Genomic DNA, 13,049 nt, shown 5'->3' on the forward strand with positions numbered 1-13,049 from the left:
CGTGGCCGTCATCACAGTTGTTGCCCCAGGCATCCAGACGACCGTGCAGGATCTCGCCGGCCGGCCCGGCCTCTGGGACGTCGGCGTACCGCCGTCCGGGGCCGCCGACGAACTCACATTCGCACTCCTCAACGCCGCGGTCGGCAATCCGGACACCGCAGCCGGGCTGGAGTGTGTCCTCAACGGACCCGCTCTCACCTGCGATGAGGATCGGCTGGTTTGTGTCGGCGGCGCTGTCCGCAATGCAACTGTCGACAATCTGCAGGTCACTCCCGGGATGGTCATCCGGTGGCCGGCCGGCTCCGTGCTGGACGTCGGCCAGCTCGACGGTCCCGGGATGCGCGGGTACGTCGCGATCCAGGGCGGGCTCGACGTACCGCGGGTGCTCGGCAGCCGGTCGACGTTCATCCTCGGCGGATTCGGCGGCCAGGACGGCAGGCCGCTCGAGGCCGGGGACCAGCTTCCGCTCGGTCGGCAGGAGAACCTGCTGACTCCGTTGTCGGTGGAATTGCCGGCGATGTCGGATTCCTGGCAGCTACGCGTGATCCCCGGACCCCACGGCGCGCCGGAACACCTCACCGTCGAAGGGGCCGAGGCGTTCTTTGCCAACAGTTGGATTGTCGACCATCGCTCCGACCGCACCGGTGTCCGGCTGGTCGGGCCGACGCCCGGCTGGGCGCGGACCGACGGCGGCGAGGCCGGACTGCATCCATCGAACGTGCACGACTCGGCCTACCCGGTCGGCGGCATCATGTTGTCCGGCGACACTCCGGTCATCGTCGGCAAGGACGGCCCGTCGCTCGGCGGGTTCGTCGTACCTGCCGTGGTGATCGAAGCCGACCGGTGGATGCTCGGACAGCTGAGGGCCGGCGACTCGGTCCAACTCGTCCCGGTCACACCGGAGGTGGCGACCGAGGCGATCGAGCACCGGCGCCGCTGGCTGACCGACCTGCGGCAGGAGCCCACGTCCGCGGCCGTCTCGATCGGTACGCCGGATCGCCCGAAGGTCCTGCATCAGGGCGAGCAGACCGGCACGGCACCGTCGTACACGATCCGATGCGCCGGCGAACGGCACCTGCTGGTCGAGGCCGGTCCTGCCGAGCTCGACCTCACCGTCCGCGTGTGGATCCATCTGCTGGCCCAAGCCCTGCGCGAGGACCAGCCGGCGGGCGTCGCGGAGATCGTCGAAGGTGTTCGGTCGTTGCTCGTCGCTGTCGACTCGTCCCGGCTCCCGCTGGCCGCGCTCGCCGAGCGGCTCGCCTTCCTGGCGGCTGGTCTGGACGATCCCGGGACCGTGGTGCTGCCGGCCCGGGAGGTGGTGCTGCCGATCGCGTTCGATCACCCGGAGGCGCACGAGGCGATGCGCCGGTACGCCACCTCGGTCCGGCCCGACGCGCCGTGGTGCCCGGACAACGTCGAGTTCATCCGGCGGGTCAACGATCTCGACACGCGGGACGAGGTCTTCGAGATCGTGCAGGCCGCGACGTACCTGGTGGTCGGTCTCGGCGACGTGTATCTCGGTGCGCCGGTCGCGGTGCCGGTCGATCCGCGGCACCGGCTCGTCACCACGAAGTACAACCCGGCCCGGACCTGGACGCCGCAGAACGCGGTCGGGATCGGCGGGATCTACCTGTGCGTGTACGGGATGGAGGGTCCCGGTGGGTACCAGTTGGTCGGACGCACCGTCCCGGTCTGGCGGCTCTCCCCCACCGACGAGCAGCCTTGGTTGCTGAGGCAGTTCGACCTGATCAGATTCACGCCGGTATCGGCGGAGCAGCTTGCGCACGAACGGGCCGAGATCGCCGCCGGGCGGGCGGACCTGAAGACCACACCGGCGACGTTCTCGATCTCCGACGTACGCCGGATCGAGCAGGAGGCACCTGTGGACATAGCGACCGTGCGGGCCAGACGCCGCGCCGCGTTCGAGGCCGAGCGGGCTCGGTGGGGCGCATGAACAACGAGTGGATCACCAGGATCGACCGGGTCGAGCCCGCGGACGGGCCGTTGCGCGGGCTGACGATGGCGCTCAAGGACAACATCGATCTGGCCGGATTGCCGACAACAGCCGGAGATCCGCGCAATTCGCAGCCCGTTGTAGACAATGCGATTGTCGTCGACCGGCTGATCACCGCCGGTGCCGTACCGCTGGGGAAGACGAACCTCGATCAGTACGCAACAGGTCTGGTCGGCACGCGATCGCCGTACGGCGCCTGTCACTCGGTCTTCTCCGAGCGGCACGTCTCGGGTGGATCGAGCTCGGGCAGCGCCGTCGCGGTGGCCACTGGTCAGGTCGACTTCGCGCTCGGCACCGATACGGCCGGTAGCGGGCGGGTGCCTGCGGCGTTCAACCGGCTCATCGGGATCAAGCCGAGTCGCGGGCTGGTGTCGGCGCGCGGCGTCGTACCGGCCTGTAGATCGCTGGACTGCGTGACCGTGATGGCCCGCAGCGTGGCGACGGCGCGGGCGGCGTACGACGTGATGGTTGCCTATGACCCGGATGATGCGTGGTCGCGACGTGCTGCTGATCTACCTCGCCCTCGTGGTGGTCGCGTGATCGGCGTACCGGATGCCGGGCTGGAGCTGGATCCGCTGCACGAGGCGGCGTGGCAGGAGACGCTCGCCGAGGCTCATCGGCTTGGCGAGGTCGTCAAGGTGGATGTGCGGCCGCTGCTCGAGGCGGCTGATCTGCTGTACTCCGGGCCGTGGCTGGCCGAGCGTTGGCTCGCGTTCGGGGACAAGCTCGACGAGGACCCCGCGGTTGATCCCACGGTGCGGGCGATCGTGCGGGGCGGGGCGGCGTTGACCGCGTCCGCTGCGTTCGACGGCTTCGATCGGCTCGCGAAGCTCGCCCGGGCTAGTGAGCATCTGTGGCGGCAACTCGACGCGCTGCTGCTGCCCGTGACGCCCGGGCATCCCACGCTGGCGGAGGTCGCGGCGGATCCGATCGGTGTGAACAGCCGGCTCGGTCGGTTCACGAACATGGTCAATCTGCTCGATCTGTGCGCAGTCGCGTTCCCGGGACCGGATCGTGCCGATGGTCTGCCGTTCGGGATCCAGCTGCTGGCGCCGGCTGGTCATGACGACGCGCTCATCGATCTGGCGGCGCTCTGGTGTGGTGAGCCGGTCCCGGCGCAGGCTGCGGACACCGACGTCCTGCTGGCGGTCGCGGGCGCGCATTTGTCCGGACAGCCGCTCAATGATCAGCTGGTACGGCGTGGTGCTCGGCTCGCGTTCAGCTCGCGGACCGCGTCGTCGTACCGGATGTATCTCGTCGACGGACCTCGGCCGGGGCTGAGCCGGACGCTGACAGGCGCGGACGGTCCGGGGATCGAGGTCGAGGTGTGGAAGCTGCCGGCCACCGAGCTGGGTGGATTCGCCGCGACCATCGATCCGCCGCTGGCGATCGGGCCGCTGGAGCTGTCGGACGGACAACAGGTCCTCGGCTTCGTGTGCACCGCGGACGCCGCCGACCCGGCCCGTGACATCACGTCCGCGGGCGGCTGGCGCGCGTACCTGGCCGGGGGCTGAGCCTAAGGTTGGTCGGCATGAGCCTGACTGCCGCCGAACAGAAGGTGCTGGATCGGATCGACGAGGACCTGCTGGTGCGGGTCACGCAGGACCTGGTCCGGGCCCACGGGCAGAATCCGCCCGGCGAGGAGACCGCCACCGCGGTCGTCCTCGCCGCGGCGGCCCGTGAGCTCGGGCTGGACGTCCGTACGTCGTCGGTCGAGCCCGGCCGGGACAACGTCACGATCACGCTTGCCGGCGGCAACGATCCCGGCCTGCTGCTGCTCGGCCACACCGACGTCGTCCCGGTCGGCGACGGCTGGACGGTCGACCCGTACGGCGGTCTCCTCCGCGCTGGCCGCATCTACGGCCGCGGCACCTCCGACATGAAGGGTGGACTGGCCGCAGCCCTCATCGCCCTGGCTGCCCTCCGCGACACCCGTCTGTCCGGCCCGGTCGAACTGACCGCTGTTGTGGACGAAGAAGAAACCGGCAAAGGCATCCGCGCCTACATCGCCGAGGCGCCGCAGCAGTACGTCGGATGCATCACCGCCGAGCCGACCGACCTGCAGACCATCATCGCGGCGCGCGGCGACTCGTACCTGCAGGTCTCGGTCCACGGCCGCGCCTCGCATGCCGGCAATCCGGACGGCGGCGCCAACGCGATCTACGGGGCGGCCGCTGTCGTCGCCGAGATCGAACGCCTGCACGCGGAGCTCGCGACCGCGCCGCATCCCCTGCTCGGCCCGGCGACGTGGAGCGTCGGCCAGATCAACGGCGGTACCGGCGGCTCGATCGTGCCCGCCGACTGCGTGGTCGTCGCCGACCGCCGCCTCCTCCCCGGCGAGTCCCCCGCCGAGGTCCTCGCCGATCTCGGCCGCCGGGTGGCCGCCCTCCGCCTGGAGGACCGCGGCCTGACCGTCGATCTCGCCATGCCGATGGAGATGCCCGCCTTCGAGACCGCCGCGGACGCCGACCTGGTCCGCATCACCGAGGCCGCCCGGCTGGACGGCGGCGGCCAGCCGATGCCGTTGGCCGGATGGACCGCGGCCTGCGACGGCGGGTACGTCGCGCGCGACCTCGGCGTACCCGTCGTCGTTCTCGGACCCGGCTCAGTGACCACCCAGGCCCACCGCGCGGACGAGTCGGTCCCCGTCGCCGAGCTCGTCACGGCCGCCCGCACCTACGCGCTCACTGCACATCGTTTGCTGACAGGAACCTCTTGATGCTCGGCACGCACCCGGCGACGCGCTTCACGTCGCTCGACCAACGCGCACGGCGGGTGTTCCACATCGGCGCCGATGTCCCGCGCTGAGCGGCGCGTTGACTCTGACACTGTGTCAGAGCTTAGACCGGCTGCATGCTGACAGCTGGAGAGATCGCGGAGCAGATCCGCACCGGGCAGGTGACGTCGCGTGAGGTGACCGAGCAACTGCTGGACAGGATCGCCGAGGACACCGCCGTGAACGCGGTCGTGGAGGTCCGGCGCGAGTACGCGCTGGCTGCGGCGGACCAGGCTGACGCGGCCGTGGCGGCAGGTGCGGGAGGTGGGGCATCGGCGATCGGGCCCTTGCACGGTGTGCCGATGACGGTGAAGGACTGCTTCAACGTCGCTGGGCTGCACACGACGTGGGGCAATCCGGCATTCGCGGAGTACGTGGCCGATCGGGACGCGACCGTTGTGGAACGGCTGCAGCGAGCCGGCGCGATCATTGTCGGCAAGAGCAATGTCCACACGATGCTCGCCGACTTCGGGCAGACCGCGAACGAGATCTACGGCCGGACCAACAACCCCGCCGACCTCAGTCGAACGGCAGGCGGTTCGAGCGGCGGCGCTGCGGCCGGACTCGCCGCGGACCTGACGTACCTCGAGTACGGCTCGGACCTGGTCGGCTCGATCCGGCTCCCGGCGGCGTACTGCGGCGTGTACGGACTGAAGCCGACCAACGGTCTCGTCCCGCAACGCGGCTTCCAGGTCCCGGGTACGCCGTACCTGCCGAGCGAACTCCCGAACTTGTCGACAATCGGACCACTCGCCCGCTCCGCCGCCGACCTGCGCACCGCCCTCCGCGTGACGGCCGGCCCCGACGCGCCGTACGCGTGGGCACTCACGCCGCCGAGACACCGACATCTCAGCGACTTCCGCGTCGGCGTCGTGACGGACCACCCGGCGGCTCAGGTCTCCAGCGAGGTCGGCGACGCGATGGCCGAGGCGATCGACCGCCTGGCCCGCAGCGGAGCGAAGATTGTCGACGGTTGGCCGGACGAGGTCGACGCCGGCGAGCAGGCCGAGGAGTTCGGCCGGCAGGTCGGCCTGTTCTTCGCGCTGCACGGAGGCGACCCCACGGAGCTGACCGTCGACGAACTGCTCGCCACCGAACGCCGGCGGATGATCGCCCGGGCGAAGTGGCAGCAGTACTTCGACGAGGTCGACGTCTTCCTCTGCCCCACGAGCTTCACCGTCGCCTTCCCGCACGGATCGACGACAATCGACAATCAGCCGTACGACGCGCAGGTGTTCTGGATCGCCCACGCATCGTTGACCGGCCATCCCGCCCTCAACCTGCCGATCGGACACACCAAGACCGAGCTGCCCGTCGGCGCCCAGGTGATCGGCCCGTGGCACGAGGACGACACCGCGATCACGTTCGCGGAACTGCTGGCTGGTTGACTGCCTTCCATGTTCGCGATCGGTGAGTTCGCGCGGCACGGGCGGGTGTCGATCCGCATGCTGCGGCACTACGACGCTCTCGGCCTGCTGCGGCCGGCGTACGTCGACCCGGCGACCGGCTACCGCAGCTACACCGCCGGGCAGCTCGCAGACCTGAACCGGATCGTCGCGCTGAAGGATCTCGGGTTCACGCTCGAACAGGTCGGCGCGATGATTGTCGACAATCTCAGCCCGACCGAGCTGCGCGCATTGTTGACAATGCGACGGGCGCAATTGGAGGCAACCATGGTCGAGAGCTATGCGCGGCTCGCGCAGGTTGAGTCACGGCTCCGCGGTCTGGAGACCGACGCCCCGGCTGCGGACATCGTCGTGAAGGAGCTCCCCGCAGTACGGCTGATCGGTCTGACGACGGCCGCGGCGAGCTTCACGCCGGACGACATCTCCCCGGTGGTTCACCCGCTCTGCGCAGAGCTCGGCCGACGGTTGCCCGACTCCGACGTACGGCCGGCCGGGCGGTTGACCTGTCTGTACCAGCGCAGCCGGCAGTCCGAGGACGAGGTCGTCGTCCGCGCGACCGTGCCGGCCGCGGTCGATGCCGGCGGCAACCTCAATGGGCTCGAGGTGATCGACCTGCCCGCGGTCCGAGCCGCGACGCTGGTGCACCGCGGACCGATCGACCAGGTCCTGCCGGCCTGGCAGGCGCTGGCCCGCTGGATCGACGACAACGGTCATCAAGCGGGCGAACCGGCGCGCGAGCTCTACCTCGACACGCCGGAGGACCCGGCCGGCTGGGTCACCGAACTGCAGGAGCCGATCAGAGCCGACTGAACGACAGCGTCTCGCCCCGCGCCCCGCCCATCCACAGGTCCTGACACGCCGCGGCGAACTCGTCGAGGTTCTCGGTCACCGCCCCGAACACATTGCCCGGCACCCAGCCCTGGTCGCCGTTGATCAGCAGGTTGTTCCGCCCGTAGAAGACCGCGAGGTCGACGATCGCGCCGGTCGTCCCGGTGCCGGTCGTGTTCTCGTAGCCGTACGCCGGGTTGCCGAGGTCGTCGGAGTCGAACGAGAACCAGCACAGATCGCCCGGGATCGGCGTGATCGTGGTGTTCTCCTTGCCCGGATCGGCCGGGGCGAACGCCGGGAGCAGCGTGTAGATCTCGTTCCGCGCGTACTTCCCGTGGAACACCGCCGCGGACAGCGGCAGCGCGTCCCAGACCGCCGCACAGGTGCGAGGCGCCACGTCGTCCAGCAGTTTCGCCACACAACTCACGCCGCGCTTGTCCAGGCTGACGGTGATGTACTTGCTCACGTGGCCTCCAAGGTAGGTGTGCGCTGATGCCAATCGGTCGCCGCCTGGTACGCCTGCCCGACCCGCAAGGTCAGCGCGTCGGCGTGCCGCGGCGCGACCACCTGCAGACCGACGGGCAGTCCGGCCTTCGTGAACCCGCAGGGCACACTGAGCGCCGGCTGCTGGGTGAGGTTGAACGGATACGTGTACGGCGTCCAGTCGGTCCAATCCGGTGACGCCGATCCGTCCGGCACGTCCTGGCCGACCGGGAACGCCGTGATCGGCAGCGTCGGCGTGATGAGTACGTCGTACCGCTGATGGAAGCGCCCCATAAACGTCCCGAGATCCATCCGGACCGCGGTCGCGTCGAGGAAATCTGACGCCGTGTACGCCGCACCGAGCTCGGCGACCCGGCGCAGTCCGGGATCGACCCGGTCGTCGACGTCGTACGCCGAGAGCACCTTCGCGGCGCCGGACCACCACAGCACGTTGAACGCGTCGATCGGATCGCTGAAGCCAGGGTTGACCTCGGTCACCACAGCCCCGGCATCCGCGAGTACGCCGACCCCGGCCCGGACCAGCGCCTCGACCTCGGGGTCGTTGCGGACGAACCCCAGATCGGCCGAGAACCCGACCCGCAGGCCTGCCACCCCGTCGTCGATCCCGGCCAGGAACGACGCCGCCGGTGTCGGCATCGCCGACCAGTCCCGCGGGTCGTAGCCGGTGACAACATCGAGCAGCGCCGCGGCGTCGCGCACCGTCCGCGTCATCGGCCCCGCATGCGACAACGTCCCGAACGCACTCGGTGGGAACAGCGGGATCAGCCCGTACGTCGGCTTCAGCGCAACCGTCCCGGTGAACGCGGCCGGGATCCGGACCGACCCGCCGCCGTCGGTGCCCAGCGACCACACGCCCATGCCGAGCCCGACCGCGGTCGCGGAGCCTCCGCTCGACCCGCCGGAGGTCTTCGCCGGATCCCACGGGTTACCCGTCGCGCCGTACGTGAACGAATCGGTGACGCCCTTCCAGGAGTACTCCGGGGTGGTCGTCTTGCCGAGGATCACCGCACCGGTCTCCCGCAGACGCGCGACGGACGGCGCGTCCTCGTCCCACGGACCGGCCGCATCGATCAGCGTGCTGCCGCGCATTGTCGGCCATCCTTTTGTCCACAATGCGTCCTTGATCGACGTGGGTACGCCGTCGCCGGGGCCCAGTGGCTCCCCTGCGTGCCACCGGGCCTCCGACTCCTTCGCGGCGGCCAGCGCGCCCTCGGCATCCACCAGGACGAAGGCGTTCACCTGGCCGTCGTACCGCTCGATCGCGTCCAACGCCGCCTGCGTGGCCTCGACCGGCGAAATCTGCTTGCTGCGAAATCCCTCGACCAACTCGGTTGCCTGCGTCATCGATCTCCTGTCGGGATGTAGCCGAGCTTCTTGTCCACCACGTTCAGCAGCGGTTCGCCGGCCAGCCAACGCCGGACGTTGGCGGCGAACTGGGCCGCCAGGGTGTCGCGCCAGCCGATCACGTCACCGGACATGTGCGCGGTGATCGTCGCGTTCGGCGCGTCCCAGAGCGGATGTCCGGCCGGCAGGGGCTCGGAGTCGAAGACGTCAAGGGTCGCCGCGATCCGTCCGGTCGCGAGGGCAGCCAACAGTGCGGTTTCGTCGACAATCGGACCACGGGCCACGTTGACGATGTGCGTCCCCGGCCGCATCGCCGCGAACACCTCAGCGTCGACCAGCCCGCGCGTCGCGTCCGTCAACGGCGCCGCCAGGACGACGTGATCGGCCCACCCCACCTGGGCCGACAGGTCGCCACTGGCAACGATCTCGCCGAAATCAGGATCGCCCGACCGGGCCACCCGGCCGGCGCCGCGGACCTCCAGGCCGGCTGCTCGAAGCAGTCGGGCGGTCTCCCGGCCGATCGCGCCGGTCCCGACGACGAGCGCCTTCGCGCCGAGGATGCTGCGAGTCTCACGGTGCTGCCACTCGTGACCGCGTTGCAGGTCGAAGCTGCGCAGGCTGTCCTTGGCGTGCGCGATCACCGCGCCGAGGACGTACTCCGCGATCGGCCGGTCGAAGACGCCATGCGCGTTGGTGACGACGACTGCCGAGTCGCGCAGTTCGTCGAAGAGCAGGGTGTCGACACCGGCCGCGGTCACGTGGATCCATTCCAGACTCCCCGCGTCCGCCCAGACGTCGCGGACCGCCTTCGAGAAGTAGTCCCAGAGCATCAGCGCCTGGGCTCCTCGCACGGCCGCGGCGAGACCGTCCGCGGCGCAGTACCGGAAGCCGACGGGTAGGTCGTCGAGACCCGGTGGGCGGTCGGTCGCGTGTTCGCACAGCACAGCGATCACGGGTAGCGCGGAGGATGGTGGCACGCCCTCGAGGCTAGGAATTCGCTGGTAGGATTGTCAACAATCTCCTTTGGGACGCACACTGACTCGCATGAGCACGCGCCCGTCCACCCACCCACTGCCGGCGCCGGTGCCCACGCTGCTGCAGACCGGCATCGGTGTGGTCGCTCCCTACGACTTCGCGCTCGACCGCGAACTGTGGCGTTGGGTCCCCGACGACGTCACCCTGCACCTCACTCGGACGCCGTACGCACCGATGGCGGCGACCCTGGAGATGGCCGTCCACATCTCGGATCCCGAGATGGTCGCCCGGACCACGATGAACGTTCTCCCGGTCGGTCCGCTGGCGGTCGCGTACGCCTGTACGTTCGGCAGCTTCATCGGTGGTCTGACCGGCGAGGCCGCGCTGGTCGAGGCGATGGTCGCGGCGGGCGCGCCGGCCGCGGTGACCACGAGCGGCGCGCTGCTGACGGCGCTGAACCGGCTCGGGGTCAGGCGGATCGCGACGGTCACGCCGTACACGAACGATCTCACCGCCGGGCTGACCACGTTCCTCGCCGAGGCCGAGATCGAGGTGGTGGCGACCGCAGGCCTCGGGTTGATCGGGCAGATCTGGGCGGTGCCGTACGAGACGACGGTCGAGCTGATCCGCGGCATCGACAGCGACTCTGCCGAGGCGGTGTTCATCAGCTGCACGAACCTGCCGACGTACGACGTGATCGCCGGTCTGGAGGCCGCGCTCGGCAAACCGGTGCTGACCGCGAACCAGGTCACGATGTGGTCCGTGCTGGAGCTCGCCGGGCGTCAAGGAGTCGGGGCAGGGCAGAGTCTGATGGGAGCCGTATGAGCGAGTACGCCGACCGGCTGGCTCGGGTCCGCGCTGTGATGGCCGACCGCGGTCTGGGCGCGCTGGTGGTCAGCGATCCGGCCAATCTCTTCTACCTGACCGGGTACGACGCCTGGTCGTTCTACACGCCGCAATGCCTCCTGGTCCCTGCTGACGGCGAGGTGCAGCTGTTCGCGCGGGCGATGGACGCGGCCGGAGCGTCGTACACGTGCAACCTGCGTGCGGACCAGGTCCACGGCTACCCCGAGGACTTGGTGCACCGGCCCGACGTACACCCGTACGACTGGATCGCCGGGCTCTGCCGGGACCTGATCCCGGAAGGCGCGGAGGTAGCGGTCGAGGGCGACGCGCACTACTTCACCGCGCGCGGATACCTTGCCCTGAGCAACGGTTTGCCAGGGCGCCGGCTGGTCGATTCGGCCGAGTTGGTGAACTGGGTCCGGCTGGTCAAGTCGCCGTACGAACTGGGCCAACTCAGGATCGCCGGCGCGATCGCCGAGCAGGCCATGCGGGTGGCGCTCGACCAACTCCGGCCCGGTGTGCGGCAGTGCGACCTGGTCGCCGACATCCTCGCCGCGCAGGCGGCCGGCACCCCCGAGCACGGCGGCGGCTACCCGGCGATCGTGCCGATGCTGCCGACCGGCGACGCCGCGGGTACGCCGCACCTGACCTGGACCGACCGCCCGTTCAATGCCGGCGAGGCGACCACCATCGAACTGGCCGGGGTGTTCGACCGGTACCACGCGCCGCTCGCGCGCACGGTGATGCTCGGCGATCCGCCGCAGCGGCTGCGCGAGACCGCCAAGGTCGTTGCCGATGGCATGCAGGCGACGTTGTCGACAATCCGGCCAGGTGTCACCGGCAGCGTCGTGCACGCCGCGTTCAACGACGTGATCGCGGCGCAGGGGCTGATCAAGGACTCGCGGATCGGGTACTCGATCGGCATCGGGTACCCGCCGGACTGGGGTGAGCGCACCGTCAGCCTGCGTCCCGGCGAGACCACCGTGCTGACCGCGGGGATGGCGTTCCACGTGATCCTCGGGATGTGGATGGACGGCTGGGGCTACGAGCTGTCCGAACCCGTGGTGGTCACCGCGGACGGAGTGGAACGGCTGACCGGCCTGTCCCACGAACTGACGATCAGGAGGTAACCCTGTGACAGCACTCCCGTACGCCGCACGCGCCACCGGACTGGTGGGTTCGGTGATCGACTCGAGTACGTCGCTGCTGCACAAGCAGACCCACGACATCGTGCGCTTCGCGATGGGATCGCCGGCCGCCGAGGCTGTGCCGGCAAAGATCTTGTCGACAATCGCCACCGAGCAGCTCAGCCGTCCGGATGCGTACGACTACGCGGCCACCGAGGGCGACCCACCGCTGCATGCGGCACTGCTGGAGATGCTGCGCGGGACGAGTGACGAGACCACGGCCGACCGGCTGACGGTCACCGCCGGCGGGATGCAGGGCCTGGACCTGTTCTGCAAGATCTTCGTCGACCCGGGCGACCTCGTGGTCGTCGAGTCGCCGACGTACACCAACGGCAGCGCCACCGCGCTCTCGTACGGCGCTGAGCTCCTCGAGGTGCCGGTCGACGACGACGGGATGATTGTCGACGATCTACCGCGGCTGCTCGACGGGCGGACGCCGAAGGCGATCTACACGATCCCGACATTCCAGAACCCGTCCGGTGCGACGCTCTCGCTCGAACGACGGCACCGCCTGCTCGAGCTCGCCCGGTCGTGGGGATCGATGGTGATCGACGACGACCCGTACGGCCTGCTCCGGTTCGCCGGCGAGCCGCTGCCGACGCTGCGTCAACTGGGCGCGGGCGATCCGCTGGTATTCGCGGTACGGACGTTCTCGAAGATCGTCGCGCCGGGCCTGCGGGTCGGATGGGTAGATGCCGACCCGGAGTTGCAGCAGGTGCTGATCAACGCCAAGCAGGCGATGGACACCTGTACCAATCTGCCCGCGCAGCGGTTGCTCGCCGGGTTCCTGGAGGGCGGTCATCTCGAGGATCACCTGGTCACGCAGCGGGCGCAGTACAAGCTTCGCAAGGAGGCGATGCACGCGGCGCTGACCGAGCACTTCGGCGACATCGCCCGGTGGACAGATCCGGAAGGCGGCTTCTTCCTCTGGGTCACGCTGGAGAACGGCGTCAACACCGACGAACTGTTCGAGGTCGCACTCGCCGAGGGCGTCGCCTTCATCCCCGGCCCGGCCTTCTCCCCCAGCGGCCGCTTCACCGACGCCTTCCGCCTGTGCTTCGCCTCGACGCCGCCCGACCGGATCCACGAGGGTGTCGCCCGACTACGCCGCGCAGCCGACAAGCTGGTCGGATAGCGCGGCAGACAAGCTGGTCGGATAGCGCAGCGGG

At 69.8% G+C, this 13,049-nt stretch carries 11 protein-coding genes; 8 read left to right on the forward strand and 3 right to left on the reverse strand.

The window, feature by feature from the left end; all coding sequences use genetic code 11:
* Position 1 precedes the first annotated feature (1 nt).
* From ACIA58_RS13900 to ACIA58_RS13920, 5 genes are all read left to right on the forward strand, one after another.
* Complete coding sequence (locus tag ACIA58_RS13900) at positions 2-1,954, forward strand: 5-oxoprolinase/urea amidolyase family protein (RefSeq protein WP_396404000.1); 1,953 nt, start codon at positions 2-4, stop codon at positions 1,952-1,954.
* A complete protein-coding gene (gene atzF, locus ACIA58_RS13905) occupies positions 1,951-3,528 on the forward strand; it encodes an allophanate hydrolase (protein WP_396404001.1) in 1,578 nt (525 codons plus the stop codon). Before ACIA58_RS13900 ends, atzF begins: the two co-directional genes overlap by 4 nt.
* A 17-nt stretch (positions 3,529-3,545) precedes the next feature.
* Positions 3,546-4,733, forward strand: a complete 1,188-nt coding sequence (locus ACIA58_RS13910; protein ID WP_396404002.1) for a M20 family metallopeptidase — start codon at positions 3,546-3,548, stop codon at positions 4,731-4,733.
* A 134-nt stretch (positions 4,734-4,867) separates the two neighbouring features.
* Entirely contained in the window at positions 4,868-6,178 is a 1,311-nt protein-coding gene (locus ACIA58_RS13915) for an amidase family protein (RefSeq protein ID WP_396404003.1), read from the forward strand.
* Positions 6,179-6,187: 9 nt separating this feature from the next.
* Complete coding sequence (locus ACIA58_RS13920) at positions 6,188-7,006, forward strand: MerR family transcriptional regulator (protein WP_396404004.1); 819 nt, start codon at positions 6,188-6,190, stop codon at positions 7,004-7,006.
* Here the strand turns inward: ACIA58_RS13920 and ACIA58_RS13925 are convergent.
* From ACIA58_RS13925 to ACIA58_RS13935, 3 genes are read right to left on the reverse strand one after another with little or no spacing between them, the layout of a single operon-like run.
* The gene (locus tag ACIA58_RS13925) at positions 6,993-7,490 is read right to left on the reverse strand and encodes a DUF3830 family protein (RefSeq protein ID WP_396404005.1); all 498 of its coding nucleotides are present in this window, start codon (positions 7,488-7,490) and stop codon (positions 6,993-6,995) included. The two genes, ACIA58_RS13920 and ACIA58_RS13925, sit on opposite strands and share 14 nt — an antisense overlap.
* Positions 7,487-8,872, reverse strand: a complete 1,386-nt coding sequence (locus tag ACIA58_RS13930) for an amidase (protein ID WP_396404006.1) — start codon at positions 8,870-8,872, stop codon at positions 7,487-7,489. Before ACIA58_RS13930 ends, ACIA58_RS13925 begins: the two co-directional genes overlap by 4 nt.
* Positions 8,869-9,849 (reverse strand): D-2-hydroxyacid dehydrogenase, encoded by a 981-nt coding sequence (locus tag ACIA58_RS13935; protein ID WP_396404007.1) that lies wholly within the window; start codon positions 9,847-9,849, stop codon positions 8,869-8,871. The genes ACIA58_RS13930 and ACIA58_RS13935 overlap by 4 nt, the downstream gene beginning before the upstream one ends.
* Before the next feature lie 67 nt (positions 9,850-9,916).
* Between ACIA58_RS13935 and ACIA58_RS13940 the strand changes: the two genes are divergently transcribed.
* The 3 genes from ACIA58_RS13940 to ACIA58_RS13950 are packed head-to-tail and all read left to right on the forward strand — an operon-like array spanning position 9,917 to position 13,015.
* Positions 9,917-10,672: an Asp/Glu racemase gene (locus ACIA58_RS13940; RefSeq protein WP_396404008.1), complete on the forward strand. Its 756-nt coding sequence runs from the start codon at positions 9,917-9,919 to the stop codon at positions 10,670-10,672.
* Entirely contained in the window at positions 10,669-11,823 is a 1,155-nt protein-coding gene (locus tag ACIA58_RS13945; protein ID WP_396404009.1) for a M24 family metallopeptidase, read from the forward strand. The genes ACIA58_RS13940 and ACIA58_RS13945 overlap by 4 nt, the downstream gene beginning before the upstream one ends.
* Before the next feature lie 4 nt (positions 11,824-11,827).
* Positions 11,828-13,015 (forward strand): PLP-dependent aminotransferase family protein, encoded by a 1,188-nt coding sequence (locus ACIA58_RS13950; protein ID WP_396404010.1) that lies wholly within the window; start codon positions 11,828-11,830, stop codon positions 13,013-13,015.
* Positions 13,016-13,049 lie beyond the last annotated feature (34 nt).

Origin of the sequence: Kribbella sp. NPDC051586 (genome assembly GCF_044453965.1) — a bacterium.
Taxonomy (GTDB): domain Bacteria; phylum Actinomycetota; class Actinomycetes; order Propionibacteriales; family Kribbellaceae; genus Kribbella.